The sequence below is a fragment of the Xanthomonas campestris pv. asclepiadis genome (genome assembly GCF_020784175.1).
GTDB classification, from domain to species: Bacteria; Pseudomonadota; Gammaproteobacteria; order Xanthomonadales; family Xanthomonadaceae; genus Xanthomonas; species Xanthomonas campestris_D.
The window spans coordinates 1-19,874 of record NZ_JAJGQM010000022.1 but is presented as its reverse complement, the minus strand read 5'-3'; the positions used below and the strand labels follow the sequence as shown (position 1 = coordinate 19,874).

General features: G+C 66.7%; 19 protein-coding genes and 1 pseudogene. 6 read left to right on the top strand and 14 right to left on the bottom strand.

What is annotated here, in order from left to right; all coding sequences use genetic code 11:
• Positions 1–89: 89 nt before the first annotated feature.
• Genes trpA through trpB form a run of 3 tightly spaced genes read right to left on the bottom strand, consistent with a single transcriptional unit; the run spans position 90 to position 2,646 of the window.
• Complete coding sequence (gene trpA, locus LL972_RS11650) at positions 90–908, bottom strand: tryptophan synthase subunit alpha (protein ID WP_228327745.1); 819 nt, start codon at positions 906–908, stop codon at positions 90–92.
• On the bottom strand, positions 905–1,432 hold the full coding sequence (locus tag LL972_RS11645; protein ID WP_323134213.1) for a hypothetical protein: 528 nt from the start codon (positions 1,430–1,432) through the stop codon (positions 905–907). The genes trpA and LL972_RS11645 overlap by 4 nt, the downstream gene beginning before the upstream one ends.
• On the bottom strand, positions 1,429–2,646 hold the full coding sequence (gene trpB / locus LL972_RS11640) for a tryptophan synthase subunit beta (protein WP_228327743.1): 1,218 nt from the start codon (positions 2,644–2,646) through the stop codon (positions 1,429–1,431). The genes LL972_RS11645 and trpB overlap by 4 nt, the downstream gene beginning before the upstream one ends.
• Positions 2,647–2,751: 105 nt before the next feature.
• On the opposite strand from trpB, the gene LL972_RS11635 reads away from it, so the two are divergent.
• Positions 2,752–3,672 (top strand): LysR family transcriptional regulator, encoded by a 921-nt coding sequence (locus LL972_RS11635; protein ID WP_228327742.1) that lies wholly within the window; start codon positions 2,752–2,754, stop codon positions 3,670–3,672.
• 131 nt (positions 3,673–3,803) lie between these two features.
• Here LL972_RS11635 and LL972_RS11630 read toward each other — a convergent pair whose 3' ends face one another.
• The 9 genes from LL972_RS11630 to prmB form a co-directional block, all read right to left on the bottom strand.
• Positions 3,804–4,472: a phosphoribosylanthranilate isomerase gene (locus LL972_RS11630; RefSeq protein WP_228327741.1), complete on the bottom strand. Its 669-nt coding sequence runs from the start codon at positions 4,470–4,472 to the stop codon at positions 3,804–3,806.
• Positions 4,469–5,242, bottom strand: coding sequence for a tRNA pseudouridine(38-40) synthase TruA (gene truA / locus LL972_RS11625; RefSeq protein WP_228327740.1), 774 nt, complete (start codon positions 5,240–5,242; stop codon positions 4,469–4,471). The genes LL972_RS11630 and truA overlap by 4 nt, the downstream gene beginning before the upstream one ends.
• Before the next feature lie 40 nt (positions 5,243–5,282).
• The gene (locus LL972_RS11620) at positions 5,283–5,681 is read right to left on the bottom strand and encodes a VOC family protein (protein WP_228327739.1); all 399 of its coding nucleotides are present in this window, start codon (positions 5,679–5,681) and stop codon (positions 5,283–5,285) included.
• Positions 5,678–7,645 (bottom strand): FimV/HubP family polar landmark protein, encoded by a 1,968-nt coding sequence (locus LL972_RS11615; RefSeq protein WP_228327738.1) that lies wholly within the window; start codon positions 7,643–7,645, stop codon positions 5,678–5,680. The genes LL972_RS11620 and LL972_RS11615 overlap by 4 nt, the downstream gene beginning before the upstream one ends.
• 220 nt (positions 7,646–7,865) lie before the next feature.
• Positions 7,866–8,891 carry an aspartate-semialdehyde dehydrogenase gene (locus tag LL972_RS11610; RefSeq protein WP_228327737.1) on the bottom strand — a complete coding sequence of 342 codons (1,026 nt, stop codon included), beginning with the start codon at positions 8,889–8,891 and terminating at the stop codon, positions 7,866–7,868.
• 86 nt (positions 8,892–8,977) lie between these two features.
• Positions 8,978–10,054 (bottom strand): 2-hydroxyacid dehydrogenase, encoded by a 1,077-nt coding sequence (locus LL972_RS11605; protein WP_228327736.1) that lies wholly within the window; start codon positions 10,052–10,054, stop codon positions 8,978–8,980.
• Positions 10,047–11,150: a chorismate synthase gene (aroC, locus tag LL972_RS11600; RefSeq protein ID WP_228327735.1), complete on the bottom strand. Its 1,104-nt coding sequence runs from the start codon at positions 11,148–11,150 to the stop codon at positions 10,047–10,049. The genes LL972_RS11605 and aroC overlap by 8 nt, the downstream gene beginning before the upstream one ends.
• A complete protein-coding gene (locus tag LL972_RS11595; protein WP_228327734.1) occupies positions 11,140–11,628 on the bottom strand; it encodes a hypothetical protein in 489 nt (162 codons plus the stop codon). The genes aroC and LL972_RS11595 overlap by 11 nt, the downstream gene beginning before the upstream one ends.
• A complete protein-coding gene (prmB, locus tag LL972_RS11590) occupies positions 11,618–12,544 on the bottom strand; it encodes a 50S ribosomal protein L3 N(5)-glutamine methyltransferase (protein WP_228327733.1) in 927 nt (308 codons plus the stop codon). Before prmB ends, LL972_RS11595 begins: the two co-directional genes overlap by 11 nt.
• A gap of 80 nt (positions 12,545–12,624) precedes the next feature.
• Between prmB and LL972_RS11585 the strand changes: the two genes are divergently transcribed.
• Both LL972_RS11585 and asd read left to right on the top strand, forming a co-directional pair.
• Entirely contained in the window at positions 12,625–13,275 is a 651-nt protein-coding gene (locus tag LL972_RS11585) for an SCO family protein (RefSeq protein ID WP_228327732.1), read from the top strand.
• Positions 13,272–14,120 carry an archaetidylserine decarboxylase gene (gene asd, locus LL972_RS11580; RefSeq protein ID WP_228327731.1) on the top strand — a complete coding sequence of 283 codons (849 nt, stop codon included), beginning with the start codon at positions 13,272–13,274 and terminating at the stop codon, positions 14,118–14,120. Before LL972_RS11585 ends, asd begins: the two co-directional genes overlap by 4 nt.
• A 288-nt stretch (positions 14,121–14,408) precedes the next feature.
• Here the strand turns inward: asd and LL972_RS11575 are convergent, their stop codons facing one another.
• The gene (locus LL972_RS11575; RefSeq protein ID WP_228327730.1) at positions 14,409–15,992 is read right to left on the bottom strand and encodes a transglycosylase SLT domain-containing protein; all 1,584 of its coding nucleotides are present in this window, start codon (positions 15,990–15,992) and stop codon (positions 14,409–14,411) included.
• A gap of 284 nt (positions 15,993–16,276) precedes the next feature.
• On the opposite strand from LL972_RS11575, the gene LL972_RS11570 reads away from it, so the two are divergent.
• Positions 16,277–17,782: a helicase HerA-like domain-containing protein gene (locus LL972_RS11570; RefSeq protein ID WP_228327729.1), complete on the top strand. Its 1,506-nt coding sequence runs from the start codon at positions 16,277–16,279 to the stop codon at positions 17,780–17,782.
• A gap of 124 nt (positions 17,783–17,906) precedes the next feature.
• Positions 17,907–18,431 (top strand): hypothetical protein, encoded by a 525-nt coding sequence (locus LL972_RS11565; protein WP_228327728.1) that lies wholly within the window; start codon positions 17,907–17,909, stop codon positions 18,429–18,431.
• 65 nt (positions 18,432–18,496) lie between these two features.
• Here the strand turns inward: LL972_RS11565 and nudK are convergent, their stop codons facing one another.
• Complete coding sequence (gene nudK, locus LL972_RS11560) at positions 18,497–19,096, bottom strand: GDP-mannose pyrophosphatase NudK (RefSeq protein ID WP_228327727.1); 600 nt, start codon at positions 19,094–19,096, stop codon at positions 18,497–18,499.
• Between the two features lie 364 nt (positions 19,097–19,460).
• On the opposite strand from nudK, the pseudogene LL972_RS11555 reads away from it, so the two are divergent.
• Positions 19,461–19,874: pseudogene (locus tag LL972_RS11555) on the top strand (hypothetical protein); the annotation flags it as partial.

Genomic DNA, 19,874 nt, shown 5'->3' with positions numbered 1-19,874 from the left:
GGCCCGCGCTTGCCGCGCGGGTACTCCCAGGCAGGCGCGCCGTGGCGCGCAAGCCGTGCTTTTTCTCCCCGAAGGGAGATGCTGTGGTGTCAGGCCTGGTCGAGCGCCTGCCGCAGCGGGGTCAGGAAGGCCTCGGCGCGTTCGCGAGCGCTGCGGACGTCGGTAGCTTCGGCCAGCGCGGCGACCAGGGCGCTGCCGACCACCACACCATCGGCGTCGACCGCCATTGCAGCGGCGCTGGCAGCGTCCTTGATGCCGAATCCGGCCACCACCGGGGCGCCGGCACGCTGGCGCAGCTGGCGCAAGCGGTCGCTGGCGGCATGGGTGTCGAGCAGGTTCGAGGCACCGGTGACGCCGGCAAAGCTGACGTAGTACAGATAGCCCTGGGCACTGCTGCACAGCATGTCCAGGCGCTCCTCGCTGGTGGTCGGCGACGCCAACGCGATCAGGGCCAGGCCGACCTCGGTGAAGATCGCGCGGGTCTCGGCCGCCTCTTCCGGCGGCAGATCGACCAATAGCAGGCCATCCACACCGGCACCAACGGCGGCTTCGGCGAAGCGCCGGGTGCCGTGGATCTCGATCGGGTTGAGGTAGCCCATCAGCACCACCGGCGTGGTGGCGTCTTCGCGGCGGAATTCGTGCACCGCTTCCAGCACGTAGGCCAGGCCGGCGCCACGGCCCAGCGCGCGCTCGGAGCTGCGCTGGATGGTGGGGCCGTCGGCCATCGGGTCGGAAAACGGCACGCCGAGTTCGATGACGTCGGCACCGGCACGCACCAGCGCATGCATCACCGGCACGGTGGCTTCCAGCGACGGATCGCCGGCGGTGATGAAGGGGATCAGGGCCTTGCGGCCGGAGTGGCGCAGCGCGTCGAAACGCGTGGCGATGCGGTCGGGCAGACGACTCATGCGCACCCCTCCACCAACTGCACGGCATCCCAGGTTCCCCAATACATCAATCTCACGCTGCCTTCTCCGGTTTCATAGCGAACCGCGAACCCGCTGTGCGGATCGCGCCAAGTCAAATAAAGATCGTTGCCGTCACCGTCGCCATCATGCTGCGGTTCGACGCGATAGCCTGCCGGCAGACGCGCACGCGCCGCAGCTTCGCTATCGCCGATGGAAATGCCGAACGGACCAACCGTCGCAGCATCGGTGACGTCGAAGCGGACGACACGCCCATCCTGCAGCATCATCGACACGCCGGCGGGAAGCAGCCCCGCCTCCACGTAGTCGCAGCTTTCGATCGGGCCGACATTGAAACGCTTCCAGGCCGCCTGCGGCGCAAGCTCGGCAAAGCGCTGGCCCACGCGCACCGGGCCACTGCGATCCAGCGCGGGCGCCGCCGCGGCGACGGCCAGCGCAGACGCAGACGCAGACGCAGACAGCAGCGCGACGCCGCCGACGAGGCTGCGCATGCGCTGTTGGATCACAGCGCCAGACCCTCACGCGCGGCGATGGTGTGCACGTCCTTGTCGCCCCGGCCGGACAGGTTGCACAGGATCAACGCGTCCTTGGGCATCTCGCGCGCGAGCTTGATCGACTGCGCCACTGCATGGCTGGATTCGAGTGCGGCCAGGATGCCTTCGGTATGCGCCAGCAGATGGAACGCGGCCATCGCTTCGTCGTCGGTGATGCCCTGGTAGACCGCGCGGCCGCTGTCGGACAGGAATGAATGCTCCGGACCGACGCCCGGGTAATCCAGGCCGGCGGAAATCGAATGGGTTTCAGTGATCTGGCCGTCGTCGTCGCAGATCACATAGGTGCGATTGCCGTGCAATACGCCGGGGCGCCCTGCCGCAATCGACGCCGCGTGACGGCCGGTGGCGATGCCGTCGCCAGCCGCTTCGGCGCCGTAGATCTCGACGCCCGGGTCGTTGAGGAAGGCATGGAACAAGCCGATCGCATTGCTGCCGCCACCGACGCAGGCGCTGAGCGCATCCGGCAGGCGGCCGAAGTCTTCCAGCATCTGCGCGCGCGCTTCGCGGCCGACAATCGCGTTGAAGTCGCGCACCATGCGCGGATACGGATCCGGGCCGGCGACGGTGCCGATGATGTAGAAGGTGTCCTGCACGTTGGTGACCCAGTCGCGCATCGCTTCGTTGAGCGCGTCCTTGAGCGTGGCCGAACCGGAGGTCACCGGTATCACCGTGGCACCCAGCAACTTCATGCGGTAGACGTTGATCTTCTGCCGCTCGATGTCGGTGGCACCCATGTAGACCACGCATTCCAGGCCCAGCCGTGCGGCCACCGTGGCGCTGGCCACGCCATGCTGGCCAGCGCCGGTCTCGGCGATGATGCGGGTCTTGCCCATGCGGCTGGCCAGCAGGGCCTGGCCGATGGTGTTGTTGATCTTGTGCGCGCCGGTGTGGTTGAGGTCTTCGCGCTTGAGCAGGATCTGCGCCCCGCCCACTTCGCGGCTCAGGCGCTCGGCGTGATAGATCGGGCTGGGCCGGCCGACGTAGTGCTTGAGATCCTTGTCGTACTCGGCAATGAAGGTCGGATCCTGGCGCGCCTGGTCGTAGGCGGCAGACAGCTCCTGCAACGGACCGATCAAGGTCTCGGCGACGAACCGGCCACCGAATTTGCCGAAGTGGCCGGCAGCGTCCGGATAGGCGTAAAAGTCACTGATGGGCTGGGCCGACATGGGAATCCTCTGCAGCGATGCGGTCATACATGAGGCATACTGTAGCGCAGCCACGGCGCGCGATAAATCGATAAGATTGCCGCAACCTGTGACCTGGACTCACATATGAGCCTATCGCTTCCACCGCTGGCAGCGCTGCGCGCGTTCGAATCCGCCGCGCGTCTGCAGAGCGTCAGCCGGGCCGCGCAGGAGCTGCACGTGACCCATGGCGCCATCAGCCGGCACGTGCGCTCGCTGGAACAGGCGCTGGGCACGGCGCTGTTCACCCGCCAGGGCCGCGGCCTGGTACTCACGCCTGCCGGCGCCCGGCTGCGCGATGCCACCGGCGAGGGTTTTGCGCTGATCGGCGATACCTGGGCAGCGTTGCGGCGCCCCACCAACGAGACGCCGCTGGTGCTGGGCTGCTCCGGCAGCCTGCTCGCGCGCTGGGTCATCCCGCGGCTGGGCCGGCTGCAGCGGGATCTGCCGCAGCTGCGCTTGCACCTGTCGGCCAACGAACAGCCACCCGGTCCGGACCTGGATGGCCTGGATGCGGCCTTGCTGCTGGACACCCCGCCGTGGCCAGGCGAGTGGCAGGTGCACGAGCTGGGCGTGGAGTGGATCGGCCCGGTGCTGAGCCCGCAGCTGGCATCGGCCACCCGGCTCGCTGGGAGCGCGGCGACCGCCCTGCTCGACCACGTCTTGCTGCACACCCGCTCGCGCCCGCAGGCCTGGCCGGAATGGGCACAACGCCACGGCCTGGCACCCGAGGCACTGCGCTTCGGCACCGAATTCGAACATCTGGTCTATCTGCTGGAGGTGGCCGCGGCCGGCCTGGGCGTGGCGATCGCACCACAGCCACTGGTGGCCGCGGACCTGGCCGCCGGGCGCCTGCTGGCACCCTGGGGCTTTACGCCGACGCGTGGCCGCTGGGTACTGTGCGCCGCAAGGCGCAACCCCGATCCGCGCATCGAGCATCTCGCTGGCTGGCTCCGTCATGCACTTTCAGAAGATCAGCAGCACACCACGGGTGCCGCAAGCGCCTAATCGGAACTCTCAAATCACCGCGATCGACGAAACAAGCGGCCAAGCAATCACTGGAAAATCGAAGACCTTAAGAGCAACCAAACCCACGAAGCAGACTGCCTGCCCCGATTCCCCAATCCCGATTCCCCAACTCACGCCATCTCATGACAATCAGCCCGGCGCACTTCTTCAACGAACTTGCGCATCATGTGGCCGTCCTTGATCCCCGGCGCCAGTTCCACGCCGCTAGAAACGTCCACGCCCCACGGCAGCGTCGCCACGATTGCATCGAACACGTTGTCGGCGGTGATGCCGCCGGCCAGCAGAAACGGACGATGCAGCCCGGTCGGCAGCCGCGACCAGTCGAAGGTTTTGCCGGTACCGCCGCCCGCACCGGGCGCATGGCTGTCGAACAGGAAACCGGCGGTATTGGGATAGGCGAGCTGCAAGGTCCGTGCGTTGGCGTCCTCGCCGTTCACCCCAGTGCTGCCCATCGGCACCGCCTTGAGATACGGCAGGTTGAAGCTGCGGCAGAACGCGTCGTCTTCCTCACCGTGGAACTGCAGCAACGTCGGGCGCACGGTGCGCACCACTTCGCGCACTTCTTCCTTGGAGTTGTTGCGGAACAAGGCCACCACATCGACCATCGGCGCGGTGGCCTGGCGCATCGCGCGCGCCTCGGCCGGCGCCACGCGGCGCGGGCTGCCATGCGCAAAGATAAACCCCACCGCGTCCACACCCAGCTCGCCGGCCAGTCGGATATCACCGGCGCGAGTCATGCCACAGAACTTGATACGGGTGCGGTACAGCGATCGATTCATTGGGTTACCTCAGCGGGCAGATGCCACTCTGCGGGATACAACGGCCCGATGAAGACCAGACCTTGTGGCGGCGCTGTCGGCCCGGCCACCGTGCGGTCGCGGCCGGCCAGCAACGTCGCGATCCAGTCGCCCGGTTGTTCTCCGGTTCCGATTAGGATCAGCGAGCCAACAATATTCCGCACCATGTGATGAAGGAATGCATTGGCCTGGACCTGCACCTCCACCACTTCGCCGATGCGTTGCACGCTGATGGCCTGCAGGTTGCGGCGTGCGTGCAAGGCCTGGCATTGCACGCTGCGAAATGCGCTGAAGTCGTTCTCGCCCAATAACGCCTGCGCGGCCGCGTGCATGGCATCGGCATCCAGCGGGCGGCGCTCCCAGCTCAAGGTCTGGCGATACAGCGCCGGGCGTATCTGCCGGTTGAGCAGGCGATAACGGTAGCGGCGTGCGCGTGCGGAAAACCGCGCATGAAAGTCGGCGGCCGCCGGCACGCACCAGCGCACCGCGATCGAGGGCGGCAGGCGCGCAGTGGTGCCCAGCATCCAACCACGCGGCTCACGGCGCGCGTCGCTGTCGAAATGCACCACCTGGCACTCGCCATGCACACCGGCATCGGTGCGGCCTGCGCATACCACCTGCACCGGGGCATCGGCCACCGAGGACAGCGCCGCCTGCAGGCTGGCCTGCACGCTCGGCCCACCCTGCTCACCCAACTGCTGCCAGCCCTGAAACTCGCTGCCGTCGTACTCCACGCCCAGCGCGTAACGCATCGGAACCTGCCTGTTGTCGAATCGATGGAGCGTGCGCGGACTAGCCGACGGCGCGCTCGGACCACACCGCCAGCGTGTTACCGCCTGGCTCGCGGAAATGAAACCGGCTACCGCCGGGAAAACCGAACACCGGCTTGACGATCTCGCCACCGGCAGCGCGGACGCGCTCGCCCATGGGCTCCAGCGCGTCGGCATACAGCACGATCAGCGGACCCGCCTCTGCCGACACTGCCGCAGTGGCACGATAGAAACCACCGTCCAGACGACCGTCGTTGAAGGCCAGATAATCCGGACCATAGGCCTGAAACTGCCAGCCGAACACGCTTTCGAAAAAGGCGCGGCTGGCGTCCAGATCGAGCGAGGCAAATTCCACGTAATCGATGCGGCGCTCGCGTGCGGCGGCCTGCGCGGCGGCCATGCTGTCCAGCGCCGGGCTCATGCCAGCTGTTCCAGCAGTTCGGCGGCTTCGGCGCGGGTGGCCTCGTCGCCGGTTGCGACCACTTCCAGCAACAAGCCACGCGCGGTGTCCCTGTCGCCAAGATCCATGTAGGCAACCGCCAGCTCCAGACGATCGCGCCCGGCCGAGACGAACTCCCTGCTGATTACCGCGCTGGGCACAGCGGCGGGGGCGATCGGCGCTGGATCGCCATCCAGGCTGTCCTGCATGACGACCGACGCGGAGGGAGCGCCCGGCGGGAGATCGCTGCTGGCGTATGCAACACCTGCAACCTGCGGTTGCCCGTATTCCGGCTCTGTGTGCGCTGACCTCTCCTGCTCCGGCACTGATTCCTCGGACGCAACGAACGCCGGCTCCACGACTGGAGGAACGGGCGGCGTCGCACGCAGCGAGCGCCAATCCTCGCTGGCGACCACCGGCGGCGCGGCGACAGGCTCGGAAAGCAGCGGTTCGCGACGCAGTACATCGGACAGCGGCTGCTGCGCCTGGTAGGCGCGCTCGTCTTCGCGCAGATCCGCCTGCTCGAATTCGGTCTCATGCAGCACATCGTGCTCGCTGGGCACGGTGGCCTGTGCATCGTCCTGCAGCGCCACGGCGTCTGCCGCGGCGCCGGCAGGCACGAAGTCGAACTGACGCTGCGGCAACGGCGGCAGCGGCGAGGGTTTACGCCGGCGTGCCGCCAGCCAGGCGACGACCGCCGCGACGATCAACACCAGCCCACCGATCAACCACAGCGGAAAACCGCCACCCTGCTGTGCGGCGGCCGGCGTCTCCGACAGGCGCTTCTGCGCGGCCGCCAGATCGGTGTCCTTCATTGCGATCAAGGCTTGCTGTTGCTGCTTGAGCTTTTCCAGATCGGCCACGCGGGTGCGCAGATCCTGCAATTCCGCATCGCGGGTGGCGATATCTTCCCTGGCCTGTTGCAACTGTTGATTGGCCGCCATGTCGCCCTCGCCTTCGGCACTGGTGCCGGACGTGGCGCCGGCCTGGTTGGTCTGACTCGCCACTGCCGGGGCGATCTCGAGCCGAGCGCCGGCACCTGCCGACGTCGCAACAGCTGCGGCAGGTGCTGGAGTTGCAGCGGCAGCGCCGGCCTCGGCCGGCTGCGGAATCGCCGCGCGCGCCTGTCGCCACTGCGCGGCCTGCTCGCGCACCATCACCGCCGCTTCGGCAGCGCCGACCTGCGCCAGCGCATCTTCCTGCGGTGTGCGCAACACCGCACCTTGCTTCAAGCGATTGATGTTGCCGTCGATGAAGGCATCCGGGTTGGTGCGCAGCAACGCCAGCATGGTCTGGTCGAGCGAATGCCCGTTGGAACGGGCCACCGCGGCAGCGATTTCGGACAAGCTCTGGCCCGAGCGCACCGCCGGCAGCGCATCGCCGGCCGGCGCGGCAGCGCGCGTGCTGGAACGTGTGCCGGGCGCCACTGCGTCGGCAGCCTGCCCGGCGCGTTCGGCAACGGCTGCGGGCGCGCCGGCCGGCTCACGCGCGATGGCATTGCTGGCCCCGGCGCGCGGCGCCTCGATGGCAGGACCGGCGATCGCAGCCGCGGTATTGGGCGCATCGACCAGTGCGGAATATTCGCGCACCAGCCGGCCCTGGCCCCACTCCACCTCGATCAGGAAGTTGATAGCCGGCTGGTCCACTGCCTGGCTGCTGGTCACGCGGATCACCGCACGCCCGCGCGCGTCCTGCGCGAACTGGAACTGCAGGTTGCTGACCAGCCCCTGTGGACGCTCCAGGCCGACCCGTGCAAACGTGGTAGCCGATGCCAGCGCCACGCGTGCATTGTCGAGTTCGCCCGGCTCGTTGGAGATGACCGGAATCTCGGCCACCAACGGCTGCCCGGGCCTGGACAGCACCCGGATATCGCCCAGGCCCAACGCCATGGCAACGCCGCTGCAGGCCATCAGCAACAGCGCACCTATCCCTTGTATCGGACGCATCGCGCCCCCGCCCCTATGTTTCATGGGCATCAATATAGCCGCTGCATGGATGAAAAAGTCGGCGACCCCGCGCAGAGCGCGCATGCCGTCGCGATACCGCGATGCGACATCCATGCAGCAGGCCATCGGCAGCGCCTGTTGTAGGAGCGCACTTGTGCGCGATGAGGCGTCACTGGGACAGCTCCATCGCGCGCCAGCGCGCTCCTACCGAATCACTGTGTCAGCCTTCCTGTGCGACCAGTTCGGCCAGCTGCACGGCGTTGAGGGCGGCGCCCTTGCGGATATTGTCCGAGACGATCCACAGGTTCAGGCCGCGCGGATGCGACAGATCCTCACGGATGCGACCGACGAACACCGCGTCCTTGCCGGACGCGTGCGTGACCGGCGTCGGGTAGCCGCCTGGCTTGCGCTCGTCCACCACTTCCACGCCGGGCGATGCGGCCAGCAGCGCGCGCGCGTCCTCCACGGTGATCTTGTCGCGGGTTTCGATCGCCACCGCTTCGGAGTGCCCGTAGAACACCGGTACGCGCACGGCGGTGGGGTTCACCTGGATGGAGTCATCGCCCAGGATCTTGCGCGTCTCCCAGACCAGCTTCATCTCTTCCTTGGTGTAGCCGTTGTCCTGGAAGTCGTCGATGTGCGGAATCAGGTTGAAGGCGATCTGCACCGGGAAACGCTGCGGGTCGACCTGCTGGAAGCTCAGCAGCTCGCTGGTCTGCTTGCCCAGCTCTTCCATCGCCGAACGCCCGCCACCGGAGACCGACTGGTAGGTCGCCACATTGATGCGTTCGATGCCGTACTTGCGGTGGATCGGGCCGAGCGCGACCAGCATCTGCATGGTCGAGCAATTGGGGTTGGCGACGATACCGCGCGGACGCTGCTTCAGCGCTTCGGGGTTGACCTCCGAGACCACCAGCGGCACGTCGTCGTCGTAACGGAACGCGGAGGAATTATCGATCACAACCGCGCCGGCGGCGGCGAACTTGGGGCCGTACTCCTTGGACACGCTGCCGCCCGCGGAGAACAACGCGATGTCCACGCCGGTGGGGTCGAAGTCGGCCAGATCCAGCACATCGACCTTGCCGCCATTGAACTCGACCTGCCCGCCGGCCGAGCGCGCCGAGGCCAGCGCGTACAGGGTGGCGACCGGGAAGTTGCGCTCGGCCAGGATGCTCAGCATGGTCTCGCCGACAGCGCCGGTGGCGCCCACGACCGCGACGTTGAAACGACGGTTTTCGTTGCTCATGAGATTGTCTTTATCGAATGGGGAAAGAGGGGAACGCGCTTGCGCAGTGGGTTCGGGGAACCTCCAAAGCTGGCCGCGGAGGTTCCCTATCGTTTGGTCGTGGTGGTTTTGCCGGCGCCGGCGTCAATCGCTTCGCCATCGCGCACGCCGCCCTGTTTGGCAGCGGCCACCGCATCGGCATTCAGCGCGCTCGGCGGATGGCCGGCATTCGGGCCTTTGCCCAGCGCCGCGATCAGGTTGTCCACCGCCAGCTGCACCATCGCGCGGCGGGTGGCCAGGCTGGCGCTGCCGATATGCGGGGTGAGCACGACGTTGTGCAGGGCCAGCAATTCGGGCCGGACAGCAGGTTCGCCTTCGTAGACATCCAGGCCGGCAGCAGCCAGGCGCCCATTGGCCAGCGCATCGGCCAACGCGATTTCATCGACCAGGCCGCCACGGGCGATGTTCACCAGCGTGGCGCTCGCGCGCATCTTGCCCAGCGCGGCGGCATCGATGATGTGGTGCGAGTCCTTGGTGTACGGCAGCACCAGGACCAGGTGATCGGACTGCGCCAGCAACGTATCGAGGTCCACGTACTGCGCGCCGAGCGCCTGTTCGGTGGTGGCCGGCAGCTGGCTGCGGTTGTGGTACAGCACGCGCATGCCGAAGCCGTGCGCGCCGCGGCGGGCGATGCCCTGCCCGATCCGGCCCATGCCCAGGATGCCCAGCGTGCTGCTGTGGATGTCGGCGCCGAGCATGGTCTTGAACGACCACTGCCCCCACTGCCCGTCGCGCAACCAGCGCTCGGCGTCGGTGATGCGGCGCGCGGCGGCCATCAGCAATGCAAAGCCGAGATCGGCCGTGGTCTCGGTCAGTACATCCGGGGTATTGCTGGCCAGGATGCCGGCTGCACTGAGTGCGTCCAGATCCAGGTTGTTGTAGCCCACCCCGACATTGGCGATCGCACGCAGCCGCGGCGCGGAGCCGATTTCCGCCGCGCCGATACGCTCGTTGAGGGTGATCAAGGCACCGTCCAGCGATGCCAGCCGCGCGGCCAGGTCGGCCGGCGAATACGCAGTGACGCGCTCGGTGGTGGTCAGCTCGAAATGCTCGCCCAGCTGCGCGACGACATCGTCGAACAGCGGCTGGCTGACCCACACCTTCGGGCGCATTGCTTCAGACATCGACCTGACCAGGAATACGTGGCGCCACCTCGCCGACATCGCCGCACTGGGCGCGATGACGCAAGGCCTGATCCATCAGCACCAATGCCATCATCGCCTCGGCGATCGGGGTGGCGCGGATGCCGACGCAAGGGTCGTGGCGGCCGGTGGTGATCACATCGACCACCGCGCCATCCGCATCCACGGTCGCGCCGGGCAGGCGCAGGCTGGAGGTCGGCTTGAGCACCATCGAGGCGGTGATCGCCTGGCCGGTGGAAATGCCGCCCAGGATGCCGCCGGCATGATTGCTGAGGAAGCCTTCCGGGGTGATCAGGTCGCGGTGCTCGGTGCCCTTCTGCGCGGCGCTGGCGAAGCCGTCGCCGATCTCCACGCCCTTGACCGCGTTGATGCTCATCAGGGCGGCGGCCAGTTCGGCATCGAGCTTGCCGTAGATCGGCTCGCCCCAACCGGGCGGTACGCCACCAGCCACCACGTCCACGCGCGCGCCGACCGAGTCGCCGGACTTGCGCAGCGCATCCATGTAGGTTTCCAGCTCCGGCACCTGCTCGGCGTGCGGCCAGAAGAACGGGTTGTCCTCGACCGCATTCCAGTCGAAACCAGTCGGGCGGATCTCGCCCAGCTGCGATAGAAATCCGCGCACCAGCACGCCATGGCGCTGCCTGAGCCACTTCTTGGCGATCACCCCGGCGGCCACGCGCATGGTGGTCTCGCGCGCGGACGAGCGCCCACCACCGCGCGGATCGCGGATGCCGTACTTCTGCCAATAGCTGTAGTCCGCGTGCCCGGGACGGAACTGCTGGGCGATGTTGCTGTAGTCCTTGCTGCGCTGATCGGTATTGCGGATCAGCAGGCCGATCGGCGTGCCGGTGGTGCGGCCTTCGTAGACGCCGGACAGGATCTCGATCTCGTCGGCTTCGCGGCGCGCCGAGGTATGCCGGCTCTTGCCGGATGCACGCCGCTGCAGATCGTGGGTGAATTCTTCCGGCGCGATCTCCAGGCCCGGCGGGCAACCGTCGACCACGCAGCCGATCGCCGGCCCGTGCGACTCACCGAAGGTGGTGACCGTCAACAGGCGGCCGAAACTGTTACTGCCCATGACGGCATCCTCTCAACATTGCAGCAGGTGGCGTGGCGCGCAGGATGCGCGGCAGGTGACGTGCCGCCACCAGCATCGGTGCCACCGCGAACAGGCCGCTGAACACCAGCACAAAGACATCCAGCTTGTTGCGCCCACTCAGCAGCCAATCGGCGAGCAGGTGCAGCGCAACGCCAGTTCCGACCAGCAGGCCGAGTGCCACAATGAGCGTGCGGCGCCGATGCGCACGCAAGGCCGCATCCGAACTGACCACCACGATCCACGCCGACACCAGGCCGAAAAACGCCATCAGGCCGAAGCCGATCTCCGCCCCCGCCCTAAACAAGCGCTGTGGCAAGGGACCGCCGTACATCGGGTCGAACAGGCGGTAGACCACGTCGACCAGGCCGAGCGGAATGCCGACGCCGAAGATGGACACCGGCACCAGCAACAGCAGATCGCTCAGCTGCGGCCGCGCGATGGACGATTCAGCGCGCACTGGCCAGCTCGGCGATGCGCGCGCCATGCGCGATCAGCTCGCGGCATTCGACCGCGAAGATGCCCATCTGCCCGACCTTGAACTCGACCCAGGCCAGATCCACTTCCGGCAGCAGCTTGATCAGATGCTGCTCGGACTCGCCCACTTCGCAGATCAGCAGGCCATCTTCGCTGAGGTGCTGCGGCGCATCGCGCAGGATCTTCAGCACCAGATCCAGGCCATCGTCGCCCGCACGCAGACCCAGCTCCGGCTCGTAGGAATACTCCTGCGGCAGCGCGTCGGTTTCGTCGTTGGTGACATACGGCGGATTGGTGACGATCAGGTCGTACTGGCGGCCACCCAGCCCGGCGAACAGGTCCGACTTGAGCAGGGTGACGTTGTCGGCATGCAGGCGCGCCTTGTTTTCGGCAGCCAGTGCCAGCGCGTCGTCGCTGATGTCCACCCCGTCCACGTCCCACTGCGGGTTGTAGTGGCCCATGGCGATGGCGATACAGCCCGACCCGGTGCACAGATCCAGCGCGCGGGTGACTTCGCGGCCGCCCAGCCAGGGTTCGAAGCCGGCTTCGATCAACTCGGCGATCGGCGAACGCGGCACCAGCGCGCGCGCATCGCTCTTGAAACTCAGCCCGGCGAACCAGGCCTCGCCGGTCAGGTACGCGGCCGGCACGCGCTCGCTGATGCGGCGCTCGAACAGGCTCAGCACCTGCTCCTTTTCCGAACGCAGCAGACGCGCCTGGCCATAGGCCGGGCCCAGATCGTGCGGCAGGTGCAGGCTGTGCAGGACCAGCTGGGTGGCCTCGTCCAGCGCATTGTCGTAGCTATGGCCGAAGGTCAGACCGGCTGCATTGAAACGGCTGGTGCCGTAGCGGATCAGGTCGATGATGGTGTGCAGTTCGTCGGCCGCGGCGGCAGTCATGGCAACAACTAAAGAGGAATCGGCCCCCGATTATAGAGGTCGGATCGGTATCATGAGCGTCCGTTGCACTGGAAACCGCCATGTTCAATCGCAATACCGGCATCGTGCTGCTGGTGGCGCTGGCCGCCGGCCTGGGGCTGTTGCTGGGCCAGAAGTTCCTCGGCGCCGCGCCCAGCTCGCCGTGGCCGCCCACCCGGACCATCACCTTCTATCCGCAGCCACGCACGCTGCCGCAGTTCAGCCTGCGCCAGTCCGACGGCACCCAGCTGGTGCCCGGCGAGCTGAAGGGACATTGGACGCTGGTGTTCCTGGGCTTCACCTTCTGCCCGGATGTCTGCCCGACCACGCTGACCGATCTGGCGGTGGCCCAGCAGCAGTGGGAAAACATCCCCGATGGGCTGCGCCCGCGCGTGCTGTTCGTGTCGGTGGACCCGCAGCGCGATCCACCGGCGCGCCTGGGCGAATACGCGCATGCCTTCCACAAGGACACCCTGGCCGCCACCGCCGACGTGCCGGCGCTGCAGCGCTTCGCCACCGCGCTGGGCTTCGTGTTCCAGAAGGTGCCGGGCAAGGGTTTTGCGGACAATCCCAATGACTACAGCATGGATCACTCGGCCGGCATCGCCGTGCTCGACCCGCAGGGCCGCCTGGCCGGGCTGATCCGTCCCCCGCTCGACCCCAAGGCGATCGCCGCCGACCTCCAGCAACTGACCAAGGTAACCGCTCCGTGAGTCTCGTCACTTCCCTGACCTACGTGCTGCCGCACCGGTTGCTGTCCTCGCTGGCGCGCGCGCTGGCCTATTCCGACACGCCGTCCACCAAGCAATGGTTGATCGACACGGTCACGCGCAAGTTCGGCGTGGACTTGAGCGAAGCACTGGAACCGGACCCGCGCGCCTATCCCACCTTCAATGCATTCTTCACCCGCGCCTTGAAGCCGGGCGCACGCGTGCCCGATGCCGACCCTGCGGCGCTGCTGATGCCTGCCGACGGCCGCATCAGCCAGCTCGGCGCGATCGAGAACGGCCGCATCTTCCAGGCCAAGGGGCAGTCGTTCACTGCCGCCGAATTGCTCGGCGACGCCGAAGCCGCGCAGCCGTTCAACGATGGCCTGTTCGCCACCGTCTATCTCTCGCCCAAGGATTACCACCGCGTGCATATGCCGTGGACCGGCACCTTGCGCGAAACCGTGCATGTGCCCGGCCGCCTGTTCAGTGTGGGGCCGGATGCGGTGCGCAACGTGCCGCGGCTGTTCGCTCGCAACGAGCGCCTGGTCTGCCACTTCGATACCGACTTCGGCCCGATGGCCTCGGTGATGGTGGGCGCGCTGCTGGTGTCGGGCGTGGAAACGGTGTGGAGCGGTGTGGAGATTCCGCGCTATGGCGATCGCATCACGCGCACCGATTATCGCGGCAAGGGCATCGTGCTGGAGAAGTTTGCGGAGATGGCGCGCTTCAACTACGGCTCGACCGTGATCGTGCTGCTGCCGCCAGGTGTCGCCAAGCTCGAAGACGGACTTGCTGCAGAGACGGCGGTTCGCCTGGGGCAAGCGCTCGCCCGTCGCCAGGTGAGCTGATCGCAGGGTGCGCCGATTGCCGCGGCGCCCCCCCATCCCCGCGGCAATCGGCGGGAGACGACGCCGCCGTTGTAGGAGCGGGCCTGACCGCGACAGGACATTCTCGATAAGTTTCGTGCGCAGGCGCGTGTGGCACTCCCGCCTCCGACGTGGAGCGCTGTCGCCTACGTTGGAGCTACCGGGACGGCTGCGTCGCGGCCAGGTCCGCTCCTACGGGGCGCCGGCCCGGCGAGAGCTCGCCGAAGCGACTGGCCGATGCTCTAACAGGTGTGGGACTGCACGCGCTGGTCAGCGATCGCAGCCGGCCAGCTTGATGCTCTGCCCCGGCTTGAGCGCGTACGACGGCGCCTTCAGGCCATTGGCCTTGGCCAGTTCCTTGATTTCGCACTGGTATTTCTGCGCGACGCGGCCAAGCGTGTCGCCCCTGGCGATGGTGTAGCTGCGCGCCTGCCTGGCCTTGGGCTTGGCGATCGCCGGCTGGCCGGTGGCCACGGTGGTCGGCACGCCGGCCATCGGGCTGACGTCGCCCACCGCAACGCTGGGCACGTATTCCGGAGCGCCGCTGCTGCGCACGATCGCACTATTGAGGTCGGCGGTGATCAGCGTGCGCGCCAGGTCCGCGCGCGGGCCGCTGACGCAGTAGCGCGTGTACAGGCTGGCGATGCGGTTGGTGGCGTTGATGACGGTGCCGGCCGGGATCCAGCCATCGGATTCGTAGCGCGGATTGAGGTTGCGCAATGCGCGCATGTAGCCGTCGCGCGTGCCCATGCTGCCCAGGCAGATGGTGAGCTCGTAGATGGTGGTCGACTTGGCCAGCTTCAGCGTGGCCGGCTGCGCGTCGAGCTTGGCGAAGTCTACGCCGTACTGGCGCGGGTGCAGGAAGATCCAGGCCGCCGCGATCACCATCGGCACGTAGTCCTTGGTTTCGGCCGGGAACTGGTTGTAGACGTCCTGCTCCCAGAACCCGCGCCCGCCGCTCTGCGAGAACACGCGCGCGGCACGGCCTTCGCCACCGTTGTAGGCGGCCAGCGCCAGTTCGATGTTGCGGTTGAGCCCGGCCATGCGCTCGTTGAGGTAGGCAGCGCTGGCTTCGGCGGCGCTGCGTGCATCAAAGCGCGTGTCGAAGCCGGTGCCGTCCGGGCCCAGCCCGAAGCGACGCCCGGTGGCCGGCATGAACTGCATCAGCCCGGCCGCACCGGCACGCGAACTGGCGTGCACCTTGCCGTTGGATTCCTTGGCCATGATGCCGAACAGCAGCGCCTCGGGCAGGCCGCGCTTCTGCCATTCCGGCCACATCACCCCGCGCAGGTTGCTGTAGTTCTCGTAGCTGGTCAGCAGCGCCGGGCGCATGTCGGTGAGCCAGCGGCGGATGCCGGCCTGCACCGCCGGGTTGTACTGCACCATCTTGTCGAAATCGTGGCGCTGGTCGTTGAGCAGCGTGGCCGCACGCGCCGCCTCGGGCACGCCGTTCGCCGCAGGGCCAAGGTGGTCCGGGTCGGCCTGCAGCAGCGTGTCGTCGTCTTCCGGATCCTCGGCGGCCGGCGCTTCGGCATCGGCGCGCGCCTTCAGCAGGCGCTTGTAGGTGGCCAGCTGATTGGCGACCAGGCAGCCGCGCTGCTTGATGCAGGCGTCGATGACGTCTTCCATGTCCTCCAGCGCAGCATCGCCTTCGGCGGTGCCCTTGGGGTCGGAGTTGTTCACCAGCACCAGCGCATCGCGGTAACGCTTTTCGGCGGCGGCCATGCGGGCATCGAGCACGGCGGCTTTCTCCGTGTCGCGTTTGGAAATGGCGTGGGCAGCGGGGACGACAGACATCAGCGCCACCACGACCAAAACCGGCCATGGGCGCAAACCAAAATGAGCGAGCGGCATCGTAGGCAGTACAGCGGAAAGGCAGGCAGGGTAGCCGCCGGGGCGACACCGGGGCAAGGCGGCGGGGCCGGCAGGGTCAGTGGGCCGTTAGCTTGGCGGCTGCGCAGCGGGACTGGAATGCCTTGGGGAAGGGCGGCAAGCGGCTGGCACACCGGCTGCGTCATTGAACTGCCTGTCGGCGGCTGGCAGCCAGACAGCGGGGTCGAAATGCGGGGTCAAGCCCCGCCCGGTTTGTCCGGCCGGATTGCCCGCTAGAATCCGGCGTTTCCCACCGGATCTACGCTATGGCCTCGTTCCTGCTCGGCAAAGGCGTCACCGACGACATCCCGGTCGTGCTGGAAGGACGCTTCGGCAATCGCCACGGACTGGTGGCCGGCGCCACCGGCACCGGCAAGACCGTGACCTTGATGACCCTGGCCGAAGGCTTCTCGCGCATGGGTGTACCGGTGTTCCTGGCCGACGTGAAAGGCGATGTCGCCGGACTGGCGGTGGCAGGCGACGGCGCCGCCGGCGTGCTGCAGCGCGCCACGGAGATCGGCATCGCCGACTACGCACCGGCCGCCAGCCCGGTGGTGTTCTGGGATTTGTACGGCCAGCTCGGCCACCCGGTGCGCACCACCGTCAGCGAGATGGGCCCTACCCTGCTGGCGCGCATTCTGGAACTCAACGACACCCAGTCGGGCGTGCTCGACATCGTGTTCAAGCTGGCCGACGACCGTGGCCTGCTGTTGCTGGACCTGGACGACCTGCGTGCATTGCTTGGATTGGTGGTGGAAGAACGCAAGGAGCTGTCCACCAGTCACGGCCTGGTCTCCAGCCAGTCGGTGGCCGCGATCCAGCGCGCCCTGCTGCGGCTGGCGCAGGACGGTGGCGAGCACTTCTTCGGCGAGCCGGCGCTGGAGCTGACCGACCTGATGCGCGTGTCTGCGGACGGCCGCGGTGTGATCGGCATCCTGGCGGCCAATCAACTGGTGCTCAAGCCGAAGCTGTATTCCACCTTCCTGCTATGGCTGCTGTCGGAGCTGTTTGAGCGTCTGCCCGAGGTGGGCGACCTGGAACACCCCAAGCTGGTGTTCGTGTTCGACGAAGCGCATCTGCTGTTCGACGATGCGCCGGCGGCACTGGTGCAGCGGATCGAGCAGGTCGTTCGGCTGATCCGCTCCAAGGGCGTGGGCGTGTATTTCTGCTCGCAGTTTCCCGACGACATTCCGGACAACATCCTCGGCCAGCTCGGCAACCGCGTGCAGCATGCCTTGCGCGCGTTCACCCCGCGCGACCAGAAGGCGGTCAAGACTGCGGCGCAGACCTTCGTGGCCAATCCCAGGCTCGATGTGGCCACTGCGATCTCCAGCCTGGGCACCGGCGAGGCGCTGGTGTCGCCGCTGCAAGGCAAGGGCGTGCCGGCACCGGTGCAGCAAACGCTCATCGCCCCGCCACGCTGCCGCATGGGCGCCATCCGCGAGACCGAACGCGCGCAGGTACGCGCCGCCAGCCCGGTCGGAACCCGCTACGACACCGCGATCAACCGTGAATCGGCCGCCGAGCTGCTGGCACGCCGCGTCGAGCAGGTCGCCGTGCAAAACACTGCGCCACCGGCGCGCACGCGCGAAGAGGACGATACGCAAGACAGCGGCTTCGGCAAGGCAGTCAAGGACGCGGTGTTCGGCACCAGCCGCCGCCAGGGCATGCTCGAAACGATGGCCAAGCAAACCTCGCGTACGATCGGCAACAAGATCGGCCAGCAGATCGTGCGCGGCATCTTCGGCAGTATTTTTGGTGGGAAGCGTTGAACGCCGTGCCACAACCGTGTTTGGGTGCTTGGGTGATTGCTTGCCCACCAAGCGTTACCAGCGAGACATCACATGCAAGCAAGCTCTTGCAACACCACATCCGCACAGTCAGGAGACTCGCAAAATGCAGGGATACGCAGCCGCCATCACGTCACTCTTCCTACTTTCCAGCACGGGATCAGCGATTGCTGAGCAAAAAGCACATCAAGACGACCCACCCACCGCGTGGCCAGCGAGCAGGCAGCACCTGCTCGCTGGCCACTATGTCGGCAAGCTGCACCCAGACAGCACGCAGTGCCAAGCCGTCCGCGCAGAACTCTGGCTTGAAGCCATTAAAGGAAACAAGGAAAGCCGGCAATATATTTTGAAGACGGCATGTATCGCGCCCGAAACGCAACGCAGCACAGCCACCACCACCACTGAACGCGGGCCGTGGTGGCTCGACAAAATGGGAGACGAGTGCCTGATTCTCTCGCGCGACGACGTCTCCGATCTCTCGCTCAACCCGAACATGTATGGATCTCGGATCAACGAGGAAACCGGTCCGAATGGACAGCAAGCCATATTTTCATTAGCTCAAGACGGCCATAACTGCCATAGCGGCAGTCCACCAGAACACCGCGACAAGGTATTAAGACGAGTCCGCTAAGCACGAGTCCATGTGTCAAAGCGCGGCGAACTTACTGACTTACATGCTAGTCGCCGCGCGATAAGTCACTCCAACACGCCATGCAACTTGGCGTATTGCAACAGCATGATGGTCTTGGCGTCGGCGATCTCGCCGGAGGCGATCATCGCAAGCGCGGAGTCGAGCGAAAGTTCCAGCACTTCGATCTCTTCGCCGTCTTCTTCAAGCCCACCACCCTCGCTGACCTTGTCGCCGTCGAAGTATTCGCCGACGAAGAAGTACAGGCGTTCGGTGACCGAGCCAGGGCTCATGAACGCCTCGAACACCTTGCGTACATTATCGATGCGGTAGCCGGTTTCTTCTTCGGTTTCCTTGCGGATGCAGGTCAGCGCATCGTCCTGGTCGAGCAGGCCGGCGCAGGCTTCGATCAGCATGCCGTCGGGATTGCCGTTGAGCAGCGTCGGCAAGCGGAACTGGCGGGTGAGCATCACCGTCTGCTTGGCACGGCTATACAGCAGGATGGTGGCGCCATTGCCACGATCGTAGGCCTCGCGCGACAGGGTCTGCCAGCGGCCGTCCTTGCGCTGAAAATCGAACGTGACCTTGCGCAGCACGTACCAATTGTCCGAAAGCACATCGATGCTGCGAATGCGGACCTGCGGGTTGCCGGTGGCAGATGGATTCAAGCGACACTCCTTGTGATGCGAGCGATGGCAGTGCCGGGGACGCGGCGCGCCCGGTCGCTCGTATGGGCCGCAAGGATTGCGGCGGGCCATTATTTTACCTATCGCTCTCCCGGTGCGTCAGACAGATCATGCACGCAACGCATCGGCGGTCTGTCGATGCGCGTCCGATGCTATCGGACACAGCGAGCTTCAATGCAATGCCGGCACTAACGCCTGCCTGGCCTGGCCAGCAATATCCAGACCGTGCCGGCGACATGTCGCCGGCCTGTGCCCATTCCAAGTTTAATTGGCTCGCCCTCCCCCAATTGCGTGACGGCACGCGCCACCTCACAATCCGGTCACATCACACGCTTGGGGGAGCGTCATGGAAGACCGTTTTCGCGCACGCAAGGTGGCCGCGCAGGCAGCGCCGGCACCGTTCTGGACCCGCATTCCCGCCATCGCCAGCTATCCGCTGCGCGGCTCGGCGCTGTACGCGTTGATTGCACTGACGCTGTGCAGCGCGTTGCTGGTGCTGCCGGGCATCCTGAAAGTGATGGTTGCCGGCGTGCTGGGCATGGCCACCTACACCTATGCCTTCGACATCCTTCGCCATACCGCCGACGGGCAAGCCGATGCTCCGCGGCTGGGCTACAACAGCTTCGACAGCGCGGTGCTGCGGCTGATCCTGCTGGCGTTTGCGCTGGGCATCGTCATCGGTGTGTCGACTCCCCCTAATTCAATGCCAGCCAAAACTAGAGGTCTGCGGTTGATGTTGATCACGGAACTCGGCGGGCGT